General features: G+C 58.6%; 14 protein-coding genes and 1 tRNA gene. 11 read left to right on the plus strand and 4 right to left on the minus strand.

Going from position 1 to position 17599, the window contains the following annotated elements; translation table 11 throughout:
* Window positions 1–45: 45 nt before the first annotated feature.
* Entirely contained in the window at window positions 46–1278 is a 1233-nt protein-coding gene (locus tag ACQY4Z_RS03635; protein ID WP_428526748.1) for a branched-chain amino acid ABC transporter substrate-binding protein, read from the minus strand.
* A 283-nt stretch (window positions 1279–1561) separates the two neighbouring features.
* On the opposite strand from ACQY4Z_RS03635, the gene ACQY4Z_RS03640 reads away from it, so the two are divergent.
* The 3 genes from ACQY4Z_RS03640 (at window position 1562) to ACQY4Z_RS03650 (ending at window position 5219) form a co-directional block, all read left to right on the plus strand.
* Entirely contained in the window at window positions 1562–2551 is a 990-nt protein-coding gene (locus ACQY4Z_RS03640; RefSeq protein ID WP_428526750.1) for an NAD(P)H-dependent flavin oxidoreductase, read from the plus strand.
* A 215-nt stretch (window positions 2552–2766) separates the two neighbouring features.
* Entirely contained in the window at window positions 2767–4356 is a 1590-nt protein-coding gene (locus ACQY4Z_RS03645) for a class I adenylate-forming enzyme family protein (RefSeq protein WP_428526752.1), read from the plus strand.
* 146 nt (window positions 4357–4502) lie between these two features.
* Window positions 4503–5219, plus strand: a complete 717-nt coding sequence (locus ACQY4Z_RS03650) for a hypothetical protein (RefSeq protein WP_428526754.1) — start codon at window positions 4503–4505, stop codon at window positions 5217–5219.
* 37 nt (window positions 5220–5256) lie between these two features.
* On the opposite strand, the gene ACQY4Z_RS03655 is transcribed toward ACQY4Z_RS03650, so the two are convergent.
* Window positions 5257–6144, minus strand: a complete 888-nt coding sequence (locus ACQY4Z_RS03655; protein ID WP_428526756.1) for an NUDIX domain-containing protein — start codon at window positions 6142–6144, stop codon at window positions 5257–5259.
* A 153-nt stretch (window positions 6145–6297) separates the two neighbouring features.
* Here ACQY4Z_RS03655 and ACQY4Z_RS03660 point away from each other — a divergent pair, with 153 nt between their 5' ends.
* The 8 genes from ACQY4Z_RS03660 (at window position 6298) to ACQY4Z_RS03695 (ending at window position 14416) form a co-directional block, all read left to right on the plus strand.
* The gene (locus ACQY4Z_RS03660; protein ID WP_428526758.1) at window positions 6298–6756 is read left to right on the plus strand and encodes an NUDIX domain-containing protein; all 459 of its coding nucleotides are present in this window, start codon (window positions 6298–6300) and stop codon (window positions 6754–6756) included.
* Window positions 6749–8383, plus strand: coding sequence for a phosphotransferase (locus ACQY4Z_RS03665; protein ID WP_428526760.1), 1635 nt, complete (start codon window positions 6749–6751; stop codon window positions 8381–8383). The genes ACQY4Z_RS03660 and ACQY4Z_RS03665 overlap by 8 nt, the downstream gene beginning before the upstream one ends.
* Complete coding sequence (locus tag ACQY4Z_RS03670; RefSeq protein ID WP_428526762.1) at window positions 8376–9257, plus strand: GAK system ATP-grasp enzyme; 882 nt, start codon at window positions 8376–8378, stop codon at window positions 9255–9257. The genes ACQY4Z_RS03665 and ACQY4Z_RS03670 overlap by 8 nt, the downstream gene beginning before the upstream one ends.
* Window positions 9254–10327 (plus strand): HprK-related kinase B, encoded by a 1074-nt coding sequence (locus tag ACQY4Z_RS03675; RefSeq protein WP_428526764.1) that lies wholly within the window; start codon window positions 9254–9256, stop codon window positions 10325–10327. Before ACQY4Z_RS03670 ends, ACQY4Z_RS03675 begins: the two co-directional genes overlap by 4 nt.
* On the plus strand, window positions 10324–11028 hold the full coding sequence (locus tag ACQY4Z_RS03680; RefSeq protein ID WP_428526766.1) for a histidine phosphatase family protein: 705 nt from the start codon (window positions 10324–10326) through the stop codon (window positions 11026–11028). Before ACQY4Z_RS03675 ends, ACQY4Z_RS03680 begins: the two co-directional genes overlap by 4 nt.
* Window positions 11029–11077: 49 nt before the next feature.
* Complete coding sequence (locus ACQY4Z_RS03685; protein ID WP_428526768.1) at window positions 11078–12358, plus strand: metallophosphoesterase family protein; 1281 nt, start codon at window positions 11078–11080, stop codon at window positions 12356–12358.
* A 15-nt stretch (window positions 12359–12373) separates the two neighbouring features.
* Complete coding sequence (locus tag ACQY4Z_RS03690) at window positions 12374–12643, plus strand: amphi-Trp domain-containing protein (RefSeq protein WP_428526770.1); 270 nt, start codon at window positions 12374–12376, stop codon at window positions 12641–12643.
* Between the two features lie 333 nt (window positions 12644–12976).
* Entirely contained in the window at window positions 12977–14416 is a 1440-nt protein-coding gene (locus tag ACQY4Z_RS03695; protein ID WP_428526772.1) for an amidase, read from the plus strand.
* Between the two features lie 71 nt (window positions 14417–14487).
* On the opposite strand, the gene ACQY4Z_RS03700 is transcribed toward ACQY4Z_RS03695, so the two are convergent.
* On the minus strand, window positions 14488–17007 hold the full coding sequence (locus ACQY4Z_RS03700) for a heavy metal translocating P-type ATPase (RefSeq protein WP_428526774.1): 2520 nt from the start codon (window positions 17005–17007) through the stop codon (window positions 14488–14490).
* 443 nt (window positions 17008–17450) lie between these two features.
* A tRNA-Ser gene (locus ACQY4Z_RS03705) sits at window positions 17451–17540 on the minus strand.
* Window positions 17541–17599 lie beyond the last annotated feature (59 nt).

Here is a 17599-nt window from a genome sequence, read left to right on the forward strand (position 1 = left end):
AGCGCGCGGGGTCAATCTATGGATGAAAGCTGCAGCCGACTGATGTCAGCTTGGCCGCTCCATCTGGCAGGTGGTTGCTGTGCGGGTCGCATCACCCTCGATCTTCCCATCCGGATCGGTGGTAAACCCGAAGGCTGTGCCCTCCAGCGTTCGCGACACGTCATCGGAGAAAGTGGAGATAAACAGTGGCTGGATCAGCTGGTGATTGTCCTCGCGCATGGAGACCGGGCCATAGGGCGTTTCATGCTCCATTCCGGCAAGGGCAAAGGCGACCTTCACAGGATCGTTCTCGCCCACTTCATCAACCGCCTTGTCGAACATCTCCATCAGCGTGAAGACCCGCTGATAATAGTAATCGGTGCCGTAAAGCTCCTGGAAGCGGTCCATATTGGCGACCTGCTCTTCGCTCGTATCGATGTTCTGGTGGAACTCTGTGATCTGCTTGACGAGACCGATGGCGCCCTCGCCCATGGTTGCAACCGCTCCGAGCCCGCCGCCGTAATAGGTCAGGTAGGGTACATCGTGACCGGCAGATGATGCTGCCTTAACCAGCAGCGTCATGTCCTGCCCCCAGTTGCCGGTGATCACAGCGTCCGCATCAGAGGCGATCATCTTTTGAATATAGGGCGTGAAGTCCTTCACCTTGCCAAGCGGGTGCAGTTCGTTGCCGACGATTTCGATGTCCGGCCGCTTTTCGACAATCATCGTCACGGCTGCATTGGCAACCGCCTTACCGAACGAATAGTCCTGCCCAAGAATGTAGACCTTCTTGATGTCATCCCGCTTGGCGAGCCAGTCGGTCATCGCCGCCATTTTCATGTCCGCGTCCGCATCAAACCGGAAGTGCCAGAAACTGCAGCGGTCGTTGGTGAAAGCCGGATCGACGGCAGCATAGTTCAGGAACAGTACCTCTTCGCCCGGATTGCGTTTGTTGTGCTTGTTGATCGCGTCGATCAGTGCCGATGCGACGGAAGAGCCGTTGCCCTGAACAATATAACGGATGCCCTGGTCAATCGCCTTTTGCAGCTGCACCAGGCTTTCCTTGGGATTGACCTTGTTGTCGAACGGCACGATCTCGACCGTCATACCGCCCGCACCGCCAGCCTCGTTGATCCGGTCGGCGGCATAGCGGAAGTGTTTCAATCCAGTGTCCCCGGCCAAGGCGAAATGGCCCGAAAGCGGGTCGATATAGCCGATTTTCACGGTGTCGGCACTGGATGCGCTTATAGAGCAAGTGGCAAGCGCTGCGGCCGCCACAAGTGACTTCAGATAGTTCATGCTTTCCTCCCTGAGCGGCCATCTGCCGGGTTTTCCCTGTTTTGATGGCCAGACAATTTGCTGCATTGCACGCAAAAGCTGATTTATACTCAAAGACTATTGCAAATTGAAATTCTGTGTCTTGTCAAGAAAATTACAGAATTCTATTCTGACATGTGGAATAATGACCAATACGGAAGGCCTCATGCGTGGACTGTTTCAGTCCGTTCTTTGTGTGATGATGGCCTTCACGCAAAGCGAAATCAGCGGTCGCAGAACCGTCCTACCGAGGTGACACCCAAGCATGTTGAAATCCAAAACCCTTCCGCAAGCCTTGCAAGGCTTGCGTCTTCCGGCTGTGGCCGCCCCGCTCTTTATCGTCTCCGGTCCGGACCTCGTGATTGCCCAGTGCAAGGCCGGGATTGTCGGCAGCTTTCCGGCACTCAATGCCCGTGAGAAGGAAGGCGAGCCGATCATGCTGGAGATCTGGCTCAAGCAGATCACCGAGGAACTCGACCGCTACAATCAGGCGAACCCCGACACGCCGGCAGCCCCCTTTGCGGTGAACCAGATTGTGCACCGCTCCAACGGACGTCTGGAGCGCGATCTGGAAATCTGCGCCCGCTGGAAGGTGCCGATCTGGATCACGTCGCTCGGGGCGCGGGTTGAGGTCAACGAAGCGGCCCATTCCTGCGGCGGGATCACGTTGCACGACATTATCAACAACACCTTCGCCAAGAAGGCGATCCAGAAAGGCGCCGACGGCCTGATCGCCGTCGCGGCCGGGGCCGGTGGGCACGCGGGCCAGCAATCCCCTTTTGCGCTTATCCGCGAGATCCGCGAGTGGTTTGACGGACCGCTGCTTCTGTCCGGCTCCATCAGCACGGGCGAAGCACTTCTGGCCGCCCGGACACTTGGCGCGGATCTCGGATATATCGGGTCCGCCTTTATCGCAACCGAGGAAGCCAACGCGCAGGCTGAATACAAGCAAATGCTGGTCGAAAGCGGCGCGGAAGATATTGTGACGTCGTCGCTCTTTACCGGCGTGTCGGGCAACTATCTTGCGCCATCGATTTCCCGTGCCGGTCTCGATCCGGCCAACCTGCCGTCCGCCGATCCGTCGTCCATGAATTTCAGCTCCGGGTCTTCCAAGGCCAAGGCCTGGAAGGAGATTTGGGGCGCGGGTCAGGGCATCGGTGCGCTCAAGTCGATCGTTCCGGCGGGCAAGGTTGTCGACCGGATCGAACAGGAATACCGCGACGCCAAACAACGGATTTGCTCGGACCACGCCTGATCCGGGCGAGGTATCGCGGCAAGTCTCTCTTCTGACGCCGCCCCGCCTTGAGCCGCGGCCGACAAAACAGGTCCCGGCTCAAGGCCGGGACAGACTTGTAATCTCATAAGAGACATTGCGCGCCGAACTGCCCTCTCTAGTATTGGGTCAACCGCCCTCTTGCACTCATTTAATTCGCATGCGAATAATTTTTTAACTGCTTTGGGAGGACAGAATTGGCTAATCAAGACACACTCGATCCGGTCGCTCACGGCACAGGCATGCCGCAAATTGCACCTCTGCCGGTGGGCGGTGAACAGTTCCAGAACCTGCCAGACCGGTTGCGTGCAGCCGCCACAGAATGCGCTCACAAGCCTGCGCTGATCGATGGTGAGGAGACGCTGTCCTGCGCCGACATTTGCAACCTCATGGACCGGACAGCAACGTATTTGCGGGACAAGGGTCTTCAGCCCGGCGACCGGGTGGCCAGCCTTGCCGGCAACAGTGCCGATCATGTCGTGCTCTATCTCGGCGTTCTGGCAGCCGGCGCCTGTATGGTTCCCCTGCCCGTCACAGCGCACCCCACTGCGCTCGCTGAAATGATCCGGAACTGCAGCCCGAAATTCCTCTTTGCTGACGATGCCAATCTGGACATCGCCGAAAAACTCGGCGCGCCGCAGACGCTGCGTCTGGCGAGTGTGAGACCTAAGGCGCAGCAGTTGCCCCCGATCGAGCCGCTCGGAACAGCTCCAACCGAGCTGTTCGATATCAATTACAGTTCCGGGACGACCGGCACCCCGAAAGGCATTCAACACGATTGCCGGTTCCGGGACCGCCAGATGACGCGGATGCAGAAAATGGGATTTGGTTCTGGTGCCGTCTCCGTCGTCTCCACTCCGCTTTACTCCAACACGACCCTTGCCGGTCTCCTTCCCGTGCTTGCCTATGGCGGGACAGTCATCCTGATGCGCAAGTTCTCCGAGCAGACATTTCTAGAGCTCGCCGAGCGCCACCGCGTCTCGCACATCCTCCTGGTGCCGGTTCAATATCAGCGCTTGCTCGCTGATCCGGAATTCGATTGCTTCGATTTGTCTGCCTTCCAGGTCAAACTGTCGACCAGCGCCCCCTTGCCCGAACCGCTCGTGCGCGATCTTTTGAAACGTTGGCCCGGCAGGCTGATCAACCTTTACGGCATGACCGAAGGCGGACTGGCAACGATCCTCGATTGTGGTGCCCATCCCGGCAAGCTCCACACAGTCGGCAAAGCCTCGGAAGGCACGGACCTGCGCATCATCGGCGAGGACGGCCGGGAAATCACGGATGGCCGGGTCGGCGAGATCGTCGGGCGGTCGAACACCATCATGACCGGCTACCGGGATGCCCCGGAAAAGACCCGCGAGGCGCTATGGCAGTCCCCGGACGGCGGTTATTTCATGCGGACCGGGGATCTGGGGCGGCTGGACGACGATGGCTTTCTGGTCCTTTTGGACCGGCGCAAGGACATGATCATATCCGGTGGCTTCAACATCTATGCAGCAGACCTGGAACAGGTGCTGCTGACCCATCCGGACGTCGCGGAGGCCGCTGTGATTGCGATCCCGAGCGCGCGCTGGGGCGAGACGCCCTTGGGGCTTGTGGTCTTGAAAAAGGGCGCAACCGTCTCCACCGACGCCCTCCTTGCCCACGCAAATGCCCAGCTCGGCAAAACCCAACGGCTGTCGGCCATCGAAGCCCGGGACCAGCTGCCACGCAATGCCATCGGCAAGATCCTGAAGCGCGAATTGCGGGAGGCCTATCAAAACGCGGCCAGGGCAGCCGGTTCGTAAACAAGTACGCCCAGATAGCGAACCGCTTAAGGAAATGGCTACCGCTGCCTGATTTAACAACAGACTGAGCCCTCCGGCCGGTTTGCGCTTTGCTCAGCCTTAAGCGCTTCAACACTTGCGATGACCGAATCCCACGGAGAAGCAAAGTGGTCCGTACTCTTGTCAAAGCCGCGATGTGCGGCATGGCTGCGCTTTTGACCGTTTCGACGACCGCCGTGAGCGCAGACGACGACGCTGTCTACTTCTGCACGGGGTACCCGAACGCGGATACAGGGACGAACTCGGTTCTGGTTCTCAAACTGGAGCCATCAGAAATCACCTCGCAGGGCCGCAAGTTCCTGAGGTGCGTGCTTCCCGACATCGACCCCTCAACCTTGAAGGATCTTGTGACCTCCGGACAGAGGGACGTGATCAGCAGATCCGGCGTTACCTACAATACTCAAATTGAAGTTGCGGGAGAGTTGCTCCCTGTTCGAGTGACAAATGGTCTGTCTACCCGGGATCTAAGCGGATCTATTGAGTCTCGTTTTAAACTGACAGCGCGTGTTTGTGGTCTGGAGGCGATTGATAGTAACGGCCTCATAAATCCAAGTATAGAAAATGCTGACTGTATAGATAGTGGCAATTTGTATTATGGAAGAAGGTCAGACAAAAGCATATTTTCAATTTTATGCTCCAGTGAACAGAAGACCTGCATGCTTAGTTTCGAGCACAGGGGGTGGATTATGCACGTTCACGTTGATCGAAATGTTGCATTCACCTCATGGAATGCAGTGATCGAAGCATCCGAAAAAGAAATCACAAGCAGAACCATCTTGAGTCTGAATTCAAAAGGGTGTTTCGGGGCCGTTTGTGACAAATGAACAGGCATCATTGAAGCCCAAGAGGCCTGCACAATAATCAGATCTGCGCGATGAACGGACCGAATGCCTTCTGGTGAAGCATCGTTGCGGCCGTTTCCGCTGGCACCCATGTGCGCTGCCGGTGGCTTTCCTCCCAGACGTCCACGGACAGGATGCGGGTAACTTCCATCGCATAGACCTCTACCCGGCAGGTTGCTGCCCACTTTTCGTAACTGAAGGTTCCAAGTGAACGATCACAGATAATGCCCTCGACACCGGCTTCTTCGCGGGCTTCGATCCTGGCCGAATCCGCAGGACTTAGGCCCGGATCGACAATGCCTTTCGGGACGACCCAATGCCGTCCACTCGATGAACCTGTTATCAGGATCTCCTTTCCCGCCGGCGTACGGCGGAAGGGAATGACGGCGGACTGGGTGTAATAATAGGCTGGCCGCTCCCGGCGTTCCGGACCATCCGGGCCGGGATAGGGAAAGAGATCCGGCAAATCCTGCGGGTCTATGACCTGACGGATTTCGGCGCCCGCATGAGTTTTCTCTAGGCGAACAAGAACGCCCGGAGACAGGCTTTCATGAACCCCAAGAGAGCTGAGCAGATCTGCGACCGTCTTTTTGGGCGCAACCAGCAACACACGATCGTCATTGACAAAAACCGGCATCTTGCCCTTCGTGAGATCCGGTGACTGCCCCCCCTCCTGCGCGGACCAGCCGCCAGCCTTCAGCGCTTTTTGCGCGGTCGCATTGGCGCGTTCATCGGTTGTCGTGAGCGTTTTGTCTGGCCGCAAACCGTGCTGCCCCATCCAGGCACCAACCTTCTGGGCCTGGCGTTTTCCCTTGGTGCGTAGGGGCCGCCTCCTTTTTGCGCCGTCCCAATCCTTGGCACCAGCTCCGGAGCAGAGAAGCAACAACTCCAAGGTCTTATTCGTCATCTCAAAGTGTCTCCACCGCCAGGCTGCCCATCAGTCTATCACGGTGTATGTATGCGGAGGATCTTCAAGCATTTAGACCAGCCCCGCGATTCGGTGTTATCAACGGCATTGAATTGCTGTCACGTTTCCTTCTCAGAGCCGCTGTACACCGCCATGATACTGAAACAGACCAAGGTTCTGGAACCGATCCGCCCAACCGTCCGGGCCGTCATCTTTCGAAACGGAGATCTTTTGGTACAGGTGAAGCAAAAGCGCGGCTCTGCGGCCTACCTGACCCTGCCGGGCGGAAAACAGGATCCGGGCGAGACCGCAGAAGAGGCTCTGATCCGTGAATGCGCTGAAGAAGTCGGTACGACCGTGACCGTAGGCCCTCTTTTGCATGTGGCCGAAGTTTTCAAAACCAAAGCGGAGGGAAAGCGCCATCAGTTGGAGCTGCTGTTCGCGTGTAACGTCCCGGACGACTATTTGCCGGTGATCGGACCCCATCCCGACCCCTCTCAGGTCGGGACGATCTGGGCCTCTCCTGCTAAAAGAGCGACTGACTTCCGCCCGGCCTACGCGGCGGCGCTGACCACTGCCGCTCCGGTCTATCTGGGAGTATTCGATGACTAAACTCCCCCGCGCGATCGACGAGAACCTTTATTTTCTGAGCGTGGAAATCGACGGTCAGCTCACAGGAATGCAAGACTACTTCCAGTCCCCAAGTCAGGCAGCCGCGCAAAAGGTCATTTTGCGCGCAGGGTATTCCTACAATCTTGCTTCAAAGCTGACCAAAGCCAGCACGCAAATTCTGTCTCAAAAGAAAGTCACCTCCGAGCAGCAAAACCTCCTGCGGAATGTGGAACTTATTGCGCAGAACCTTGACCTGATCAGCCGTTTGGCCCGGCGCAGCCTGACCCATGCGGAAGATGTCGAGCGCAAGGCTTATCTGCGGGCTGATGCCTACACCAAGGTTCTCAAGCAGGTTCGCGACAGCCTGAAACTCATTCAGCCGGCCCTTTCCCGGTCTGACAGCAAATCCGCCGTCCGCATCGGCCAGATCCGCGAGAAAATGGAAGATCTGTACGACCGGGTGTTCCGCACACTGACCGAGGACATGCGCAAGTCCAAGCACACGGCGGATATTGCCAACAGTCTGCTGGTTGCCAACGAAGTCCGGCGGATCGGTGACGCGCTCCAGTCGATCTCTGAAGCCATCCTGTCGGTCAATCTTGGTCAACCGGTCCAGTTCGAACGCTATTTCACGCTGAAAAGCCTGCTGCCATCGGCCAAGGACGACGAACCGGTCGATATGGTCCCACTGGCTGAAACCCGCTCAGGAAGCGCCATTTCCTCCGTCCGCTCGCGCGCTGGAAACGGCGAACCGGTCAATGCGGTCTTCAAGGACGGGGAGTTGCGCAAGGTGCGCGAGGAACGGGCGGGCGTGAAAAGCTGGCACGCGATCTATCCGGGACTGGCCCCCAAGATCCTGTCCTATCAGAAACGCGGCCAATCAGCCGCCCTGTTGATCGAGCATTTGCCGGGCTACACATTTGAGCAGCTGGTCCTCAACGAAAACGACGCTCTTCTCGCGGAAGCCCAGAAGAAACTGGCCAAAACCCTGAACGACGTGTGGCGCAGCACCCGCATGGAAGAACCAGCGGTGATGGCCTCCATGCGCCAGTTGTCCCGGCGCCTGCCGGAAGTTTACCGCGTCCATCCGGAGTTCCGCGCGGACCCGCAACGTTTCGGTGGGCTGCGTTTGAAGGGTTTTGACGAACTCGTCCGGGAAGCCGCGGAGCGTGAAGACAAACTCGAGGCGGCCTTTTCCGTTCACATCCACGGTGACTTCAATCTCGACAATGTCATCTATGACCCGGCGGAAAAGAAGCTGCATTTCATCGACCTGCACCGGTCCCGCTACATGGACTACGTTCAGGACGTCTCCGTCTTCATGATTTCCAATTACCGGCTGCAAATTCAGGACATTCCGGTGCGCCGCCGGCTCGCCAAAGTCGCCTGCGACCTGCAATCGGTCGCCGCAAAATTCGCCCGGTCCCAGAAAGACCGGACCTATGAGTACCGCCTCGCCCTCGGCCTTGCGCGCAGCTTTGCCACCTCCACGCGGTTCGTGTTCGACAAATCCCACGCGCGGCGCATGTTTATCCGCGCCCGTTTCTTGCTCGAACAGGCGCTGGAGTGTCCGGAAGGCAAGGAAGAGCGGTTCAAACTGCCCATCAAGGAGTTGTTCGTTGACTGACATCAAGATCGGGGTCGTTGGCATACCCGGCAAATGGTCCACAGAAGCCCTTGCCGATGTGATCGAGGCCAAGACCGGCTACCGTCTGGTGATCGACATGGCAGCCGTGGCGCTGGATCTGGAAACCGGTGCTGTCATGTATCAGGGGCAGGATCTGTGCGCGCTTGACGGGATTATCATCAAGAAAATCAGCGAAATTTACAGCCCGCATGCGCTCGACCGGCTGGAGCTTTTGCGCTTTGCTGAAAGCCGCGGCGTCAAGATCTTCTCCCGCCCCGAAGCCGTATTGCGGCTGATCGACCGGCTTGCCTGCACTGTCTCTTTGCGCGCGGCCGGTGCGCCGATGCCGGCAACGATTGTGACCGAAGATCTGGAGGCTGCCGAAGCGGCCGTGGAGCGCTATGGCGCGGCCGTCTTCAAGCCGCTGTATTCCACCAAGGCGCGCGGTATGTGCATCATCGAAGCGGGTGCCAATGCCCGGGCCGAGATTGCCGCGTTCGCTGAAGACCATCCGGTGATGTACATCCAGCAAAAATTGAACCTTTCCGGCCAGGATCTCGGAATGGTTTTCCTGGGCGGTGACTACTTGTGCACCTACGCCCGGGTCAGCCAGTCCGATAGCTGGAACACGACGATCCACAGCGGCGGCAAATATGCGCCTTTTGAGCCGGATGCCGACCTGATCGAGCTGGCTCGAAAGGCACAGGCACCATTCAGCCTTGATTTCACGACCGTCGATGTCGCACTGACTGACAACGGCCCAATCGTCTTTGAAGTGTCTGCCTTCGGCGGATATCGCGGAGCCAAGGAAGGTTGTGGTGTCGATGCAGCCGCGGCCCTTGCAGATCATGTGATTGCAAAGGTGACGCAATGAGGACCACCGCTGATGTGCTTGCCGAGCTAGACCGCGACGGTTTGCCGGAAATTCTTTATCTCGAAACCGGTCCGGTGCGGCTCGCAATCCGGTGCGATACCCCGATGGCCGCAGAGTTGCGTCACCACCTGAAAGAAGCACTAGCCGAAGCCGGGCCGGTCGCAGCCACCATCGACGTTCTGGAAGGGCAAAGTCTCAACGCCCGACAAGACTGGATCGACTGGGCGCGCGAACCGGGTAAAACCGGACGCAAGGACGCGTATATCGATCTGGATGACGGCCGTTTGGTGCACAAGATCCGCACGGGCATGACCTTCCTGCAGTCACCGCAAGCCCTTGTCGCGCTCGGGCCCTGCCTTGCCCATCCCAATCAGGTGATCAACTTCATCAACACGCAGATCCTCAACATCTGCAAGCGGGATGGTTGGGAGATTTGTCACGCCGCAGCCGTGACCGATGGCAGACAGGGGCTTGCGATTGCCGGGCTGTCCGGTGGTGGAAAATCCACTGCCATCTTGCGCATGATGGATCTCGAACAGACCCGCTTTGTCACAAACGACAGGCTCATGGTGCGCGCAACACCGAATAGCACCGAAGGTCTCGGCATTCCCAAAAATCCGCGCATCAACCCCGGCACGATCTTACACAATCCGCGCCTGGCACCTCTGCTGTCCGAGGAGCGAAAAAAAGAGCTGCTGCAGATGCCGCCGGAAGACCTTTGGCAACTGGAAGAAAAGCACGATCTTTTCATCAGCGAAGTCTATGGCCCGGACCGCATCTCATTCACGGCTCCCCTCACCGAGTTCTGGGTGTTGAACTGGAGCCGGTTGTCGACCGAACCAACGTGCCTCGTGGATGCAGACCTCACCGAGCGGCCCGACCTCCTGGGCGCGATCATGAAAAGCGCGGGCCCGTTCTATCAGGATGCCAGTGGTGTCTTCCTGTGCGATGACGAACCGTTGGAGCCGGACGCCTATCTGCGGCAGCTCAAGCGTGTCCGGATTCGTGAAGTGACCGGCGTCATCGATTTCGATGCACTGGCTGCCGCTGGCAAAGATCTCTTCACATGACCGGATCGGCTGACACAGGCTCCATCGCGGTTTTGATCCGCCACGGCGACTATCACCAGCGCAAGTATGTGCCCAGTGCCTTGCAGCCCTTTCCCCTGACGGAAAACGGTAAAGCGCAAGCCAATTCTTGTGGCGAAGAGCTCGCCAGGTGGCTCTCAGACGAGCACCTGAACCTCAATCCGATCGTCTACACCTCCTGCCAGCTTCGGGCCTGGCAGACGGCCCGGCTTGCATGTGATGTTCTGATCAAACACGGGCACACCTTGACCATCGAGCAGACACCTTCCCTGGCTGAACGCTCTGTCGGCAGCGCGGCAAACCTGACGCTCGACGAGATTGAGAGCGTCCTTATCGAAGACCCCCGCTTTGACGCACCTCCCGTGGCATGGAAATCGGACAGCGACTATTGCCTGCCGCTGCAAGGTGCGGAATCCCTGATGATGGCAGGACAACGGGTTGCGGATCATTTGACCCGCACAACAGCTGGACAACCCGCAGGAACGGTGACGCTGCATTTTGGCCATGGGGCTTCTTTCCGGCACGCGGCGCACCTCCTCGGTGTCTTGACCCGGGACCAGATCGCTCAATACAGCATGCACCACGCCCGGCCGTTACATCTCTGTCACATAGAAAATGGTACATGGGCGCACATTGGCGGGACGTGGAAGATTCGCCAGCTAACGGATAAGACGCTCGATTAGGCCTACAATCATGGCAGTCCATACCGGTCGCGCAGCAAGATCGCACCCTATGCTGCCCCCTGTCTTCGATGATGCGGGTGAACTCGCAGCGCTTCCCCGCAACCTGGTGCCCTGGCCGCTTCACGAGGAACATTCGGGCGGTGATGCCGGCGCAGTACGCGACAGCCTGATCGCAGCCGCCTCGCACGGCACCTGGACCTGGCCGGAAAAGCCGGTTGTCTTTATCTCCGACCCCCATGCCGATGCCGACGGTTTTTTGCGCTCACTGGTCTCCGCAGGCGCGGTCCGGCGCCTTGACGACGGATTCGTCCTGACGCCCTTCGGCCAGTTGGCGAAAATCATCGTTGGCGGCGATTGCCTCGACAAGGGACCGTCCAACCTCGACATGCTGAACGCACTGAAACGCCTGTTCGATCTGGGTGCGGACGTTCGTCTGCTTGCGGGAAATCATGATCTTCGGCTGCGCCTTGCGATCCGGGCGCTGACCTTGCCGAAAGCCCCGCTCACCGAGCATCTTTTTGTCCGCATGGGCCGCAAGATCCTGCCGCTCTTAGCCGAAATCAACACGCGTTACGTGACACCGGAAGACCTGGCAAAGCTGCCGGACGCGGCGGAGTGCCGGGAACTGATCTTTCCGTCCCAAAACTGGAAAGAAACGTTCCCAGCCGCGGCCGCGCCGTATCTGACGCCCTTGGGGATCGAAAAAGAGCTCAAGAAGCTGAAGAAAAAGGCAAAACAGTTCGCCAAACAGGCGGACGCGGAAGGCCTCACCATGCGCGAGGTCTACGCCGCGTCCCTGCGGTGCCGGGATCTCTTTTTGAACCCGGGAGGCGCCTACAGCTGGTTCTATTCGGCCATGGATGTGGTCGAGCAGATCGGTTCCCTCGTCTTTCTGCATGCCGGGATCGATGACAGCATGTGCGCACTGCTGGCCAAAGACGGCCCGGCCGCTGTCAATGCGCGCTACCGGCTGGAAGCCGAAGATGATCCATTTGCCTTTTATTCCGGCCCGGTTGCCAATCTGGTTCGCACCAAATACCGGCCGGTTGACGGACAACTGACGGCCTCAGGCGTTGAGCTCCTGCATCAGGCGGGCATCAAGATGATCGTTCAGGGCCACGTCAACAACCTTAAAGGTCAGCGGATCCTGGCCAAGAACGGGCTGTTGCACCTGGAAGGCGACATCACGCTGGACCGAACCTCCCGCCGTCTGGAAGGCCTCACCGGCATCGGCGCGGGCGCGACGCTTATTTTCCCCTCAGGCGACGTTGTGGGCTTGAGTTCCGACTATCCAAGGGTCAAACATTTCAAGCCAGAACACCATCTTTGAGAAAAGAGTGCCTAGATGCAAAACGGTGATGGAAGTTTCCGCCACGAGTCCCTTCAAAGCCGCAAGTCCATCAAGGCGCTTTTGGAGGCGGTGACCAAGGGGATTGGCAAAGGCGAACTGACCTTGAGCGATGGCGATGAAGAGATCGTTCTGGAACCGGGCGGTTTGATCACGGTGCGCGTGCGCGCAGACCGTGCCAACGGCTCCAACCGCCTCGATCTGCGCCTCACCTGGACCGAAAGCACCGAAGCCCAAAAACCCAAGAGCGACCTTAAAGTACGCTAATTTCTGCTCGTAACACCTTGGATCGAAATACAATCGACACGCTGCCAGGAACTGGACGTCTGCAAAACAGCTGACTTTCGAGGAGCCGATGTGCACATTCCGGCAGCACCGACTGGACAAACAAATGTGCGGCGGTTTGGGACGCGAACGGAAAATGCGTTCGCACAAAACCAACACAACTGCTGAATAAAACAGGCCACACCACCAACGGCCGCCTTTCCAGGACCGTGCACCTACGGTGTTGTTTCAAACGGTTGGCTTCACTACCAATTGGCAAAAGCAGCTTTTCCAACGGATCGGTTGCAATTGTCCGTTGTGAGTGGGAGCCCAAGGATGGCGGAAAAACCAGTCTGGCAATTGAGCGCAAGCGAGCTTGTCGCGGAAATCATCAATGGCCAAATCACGGCTGAAGCGGCCACGGCAGCGACCGTCGATCGAATGCGGACAGTGAACGGTCATCTCAATGCTGTCGTCGATGATATGGGCGATGCGGCACTTGAGCGTGCGCGCGCTCTTGATGCGCATATGGAAAGCTCCGGACCAGTCGGGCCGCTTCACGGCGTGCCGGTGACCATCAAGGTCAATGTCGACCAGAAGGACAAGGCCACCACGAATGGCGTAAAAGCATTCTCCGAGGTCATGGCTCCAGATGATGCGCCGTTCGTCAAAAACCTGACCAATGCTGGCGCAATTGTCATCGGCCGGACGAACACACCGGAGTTTTCCTTCCGGGCGACAACGACAAACGACCTCTATGGGCGCACGCTTAGCCCCTGGAACGAGTGGGCTTCCTCCGGCGGGTCGTCCGGTGGGGCGTCCACAGCTGTCATGAGCGGGATGGGCCCGATCGCCCACGGCAATGACATCGGCGGCTCTTTGAGGTTTCCCTCTGCAGCCACGGGTGCGGTGACGGTCAAACCGGGGCTCGGCCGCACACCTGCCTGGAATCCCTCTCAAAGTGCCGAGCGCGGTTTGCTTGCGCAACTGATGTCTGTCCAGGGTGTCATTTGCCGGGAGGTGCGGGATGTACGCCTCGCCATGAAGTCCGCCGTTACATATGACCCGCATGATCCCTGGCAGGTTCCCGTACCGTTTGAAGGCCCTGCCCTGGACCAGGCAATTCGCATCGGCTTTACGAAAAACACCTATCAGTTCGAAGCCCATCCTGCGGTCACGAAAGCCTTGGATGTGGCACGCGATTGTCTGGTTGATGCCGGTTATGAAGTCGTTGAGATCGAAACGCCGGACATTGGCGAGATCGGTGAAACCGGATACCGCGCGCTGATGGGCGAGATCAATGTCCTGATGCTCGATGATATCCGGACCTACGGCAGCGCCGAAATCAACCGCATGTTCGACGAATACTTCGAACTCTTTCCTCCGTTTGAGGGGGAGGAGCTGCTCCGCCAAATGGCGCAGCGCTCGCATTTCATCCGCCAGTGGAACCTCTTGCTTGAGGACTACCCGCTTGTGCTTACCCCATTCCTGCCCTCACCGACCTATGCCTGGAACCGGGACGCGGAGGGCAAGGATGGTATCATGGAAGTGCTCGGCTGCGGGATCTGGTCCTTTGCCATGAATTATATGGGCCTGCCGGCCGGCATCGTGTCGCCCAGCATGCATGACGGACTTCCGGTTGCCGTTCAGATGGTCGGCCGGCGCTTTCGCGAGGACATGATCCTTGACGCACTGGAAGCGATCGAAACGCGCACTGGCATCATGGCGCACAAGCTGTTTGACCGTGGACAGGCCGAACCAGATCTCATTGCGTGAAACGCCGGTGAGACTGGCTTTGCTGCCTGACGGGGCACGACTTGGCCCAGCGCCCCGTCTCGGTCATCGTGCTATTCCGCCGGAGCGACCTTCAGCGCTCCGGATTTTGCGCTGCTGCCGGAGGCGTCAGGCATCTTCGGTGTCCAGGTTCTCAGCCGCAATGCGTTGCCGAGGACAAAAACGGAGCTGAGCGCCATCGCTCCGGCAGCAAAGACCGGCGACATGAGAATGCCAAAGGCCGGATACAATATCCCTGCCGCCACCGGGACCAAGGCCGTGTTGTAGGCAAAGGCCCAGAAGAGGTTCTGCTTGATGTTGCGGATTGTCGCCTTGGAAAGGGCGATCGCGTTCGACACACCGGCGAGCGAGCCTGAGACCAAAATGACGTCCGCCGCCTCGATCGCCACATCCGTTCCGGTCCCGATCGCAAGGCCGACATCGGCCTCGGCCAAGGCTGGCGCGTCGTTGATCCCGTCACCGACAAATGCAAGCTGGCCATGCGCGGCCTTCAGCGCTCTGACCGCTTCCAGCTTGCCCTCCGGCAGAACTTCTGCGACAACCTCGTCAATGCCAAGCCGGTTTGCAATGGCATGTGCCGTGCGGCTGTTGTCCCCGGTGATCATTGCAACCTTGAGACCAAGCGCATGCAGGGCGTTTATTGCTGCGGGGGTGGTCGGCTTGATCGGGTCGGACACGGCGATAATGGCGGCAAGCTGGCCGTCCAGCGCGGCATAAAGCGGGGATTTGCCCTCACGGCCAAGCTGTTCGGCAATGTCATCAAAGACCGACACATCCTGTCCTAGCTGGGCCATGTACCTATCCGCGCCAATCTGAACCATTCGCCCGCCCGCATTTGCAGCAACGCCCATACCGGTCAGGCTTTCGAAATCACGCACAGACGGCAATGCTAGACCTTGTGCCCCGGCGGCTTCCACAATCGCTTGTGCAATCGGGTGTTCCGACTTTGCTTCTACAGCTGCGATATGGGACAGCACAGTTCGGGCATCGAAGCCGTTCGTGACCTCAAGGTCGGTCAGGCTCGGTGTGCCTTCAGTGAGTGTTCCCGTCTTGTCAAAGGCAACGACGCGCACTTCCTTCAAGACCTGCAAGGCTTCACCCCGGCGGAACAAGACCCCCATTTCGGCGCCCCGCCCCGTCCCGACCATGATCGACGTTGGAGTCGCAAGGCCCATGGCGCAGGGGCAAGCGATAATGAGGACGGCAACGGCGTTCACGAGACCAAACGTCAAAGCGGGATCCGGCCCGAACACAATCCAGACGCCGAAGGTAAGAAGAGCCAGCGTGATGACTGCCGGTACGAAGTACATGGTGACCTTGTCCACCATCGCCTGGATTGGCAGCTTGCCCCCCTGAGCCTCTTCCACAAGCCGGATGATTTGGGCAAGCATCGTGTCGGTGCCGACAGCAGTGGCACGAAACACCAGGCTTCCGGTCTGGTTGACCGTCCCGCCGATGACGGTTGCCCCAGGTTCTTTTGACACCGGTACAGGCTCGCCCGTGATCATGCTCTCGTCGACAAACGTTGCCCCTTCGATCACCTCGCCATCCACCGGGAGCCGTTCGCCGGGACGCACTTCGATGATCTCACCGGCAGCAACGCTGGAGACCTCGACCTCAACAGTCTTGCCGTTCCGCCGGACGCGCGCCGTCTTTGGAGCAAGTTTTACCAGCCGTTGGATCGCTTCCGAGGTGCGTCCCTTGGCCCGCGCCTCCATCCATCGTCCGATCAAAATGAGCGTTACAATGACGGCGGCTGCCTCATAATAGACGTTGACCGTTCCGTCGGGCAGAAGAGCCGGTGCAAACGTCGCGACCACCGAAAACAAATAGGCGGCGGCTGTTCCGACAGCCACGAGACTGTTCATATCGGGGGCGCCCTTCAAGAGGGCGGGGATGCCTTGCCGGTAGAAAGACCGGCCCGGACCGAACAGCACCGCACTGGTGAGGACGAACTGCAGCAGCCAGCTGGCCTGAACGCCAATCGTCTGCGCGATCAGGTGATGCATGCCCGGGATCAGATGACTGCCCATCTCAAGGATGAACACCGGCAAGGTCAGCAGTCCGGCGACCATCACACGGGTCTTCAGGTGACGCGTTTCATCGTCCCGTTTCGATGCCGTATCTTGCGTGGGATGGTCCTCTTGCCCGATCTGGCGTGCGGATTTGCCGGTCTCCGAGACCGCTGCAATCAGTGTTGCGATGTCGGCGTTTCCCGTCACCACCGCGCGTTCTGTGGCAAGATTAACGCTTGCCTCAGACACACCCGGAACAGTAAGCAGCGCTTGTTCTACCCGCCGGACGCAGCCGGCGCAGGTCATCCCGTCAATCGCAAGGTGACTGGTTTGGCTCGGGACTTCATACCCCAGACCTTCAATGGCCTTGATCAGAGATCGGGTCTCAACGTTCCCGTCGAGGCGAACCTCCGCGCGTTCGGTTGCCAGATTGACGGTGGCTCCGGAAACGCCTGGAACGGTTTTCAGGGCCTTTTCAACACGGCCCACACAGGACGCGCAATGCATGCCTTCAATTGGCAACGATAGGGATTTTAGGAAACTGGAACCGGCCGCCATGACGCGCCATCCTTCATCTTTTCATTTGGCTATTGAAACCAAGATGGAACTTCCAGTCGCTGGAAGGTCAAGGTCCGGTTTTCTACATATCTGACCGACGGACCACAATTCCCCAACGGCAAACGAAATCACCAGCACAGCCTCTGATCATACAGGAAAATGCCCGGATCTTTGATGTTGTTCTTGAAGACAATCAGCTCAGATTGGGCAACAAAGACCCATCATCGCCTTTGACAAGCGGGACACCTGAACGCTTGACTGCGGGAGCGGCCAACTCCCCGGGATGAAGACCACATTCGTCGCGGCGGCCGGGATGACAAACCTGTCCCAACCGCCAGAGGCTGCTGATCAAGTGACATCGTCGGAGCCGGAGCAACGAGCTCGTTGGCCTACTCCGAATAAATCCGGCGACAGCTCCCAAACCGCAGCTATTTCAAAAGAAGTGGCGGAGAGGAAGGGATTCGAACCCTCGAGACGGTTGCCCGCCTACTCCCTTAGCAGGGGAGCGCCTTCGACCACTCGGCCACCTCTCCGGTAAAGTCCGTTTAGAGCCCGAAGCCTTGGGAAGCAAGCGGTTTTTGAAGGCAGAGAC

The sequence above is a fragment of the Roseibium sp. genome (assembly GCF_965276855.1).
In the GTDB taxonomy this organism is placed as follows: Bacteria; Pseudomonadota; Alphaproteobacteria; order Rhizobiales; family Stappiaceae; genus Roseibium.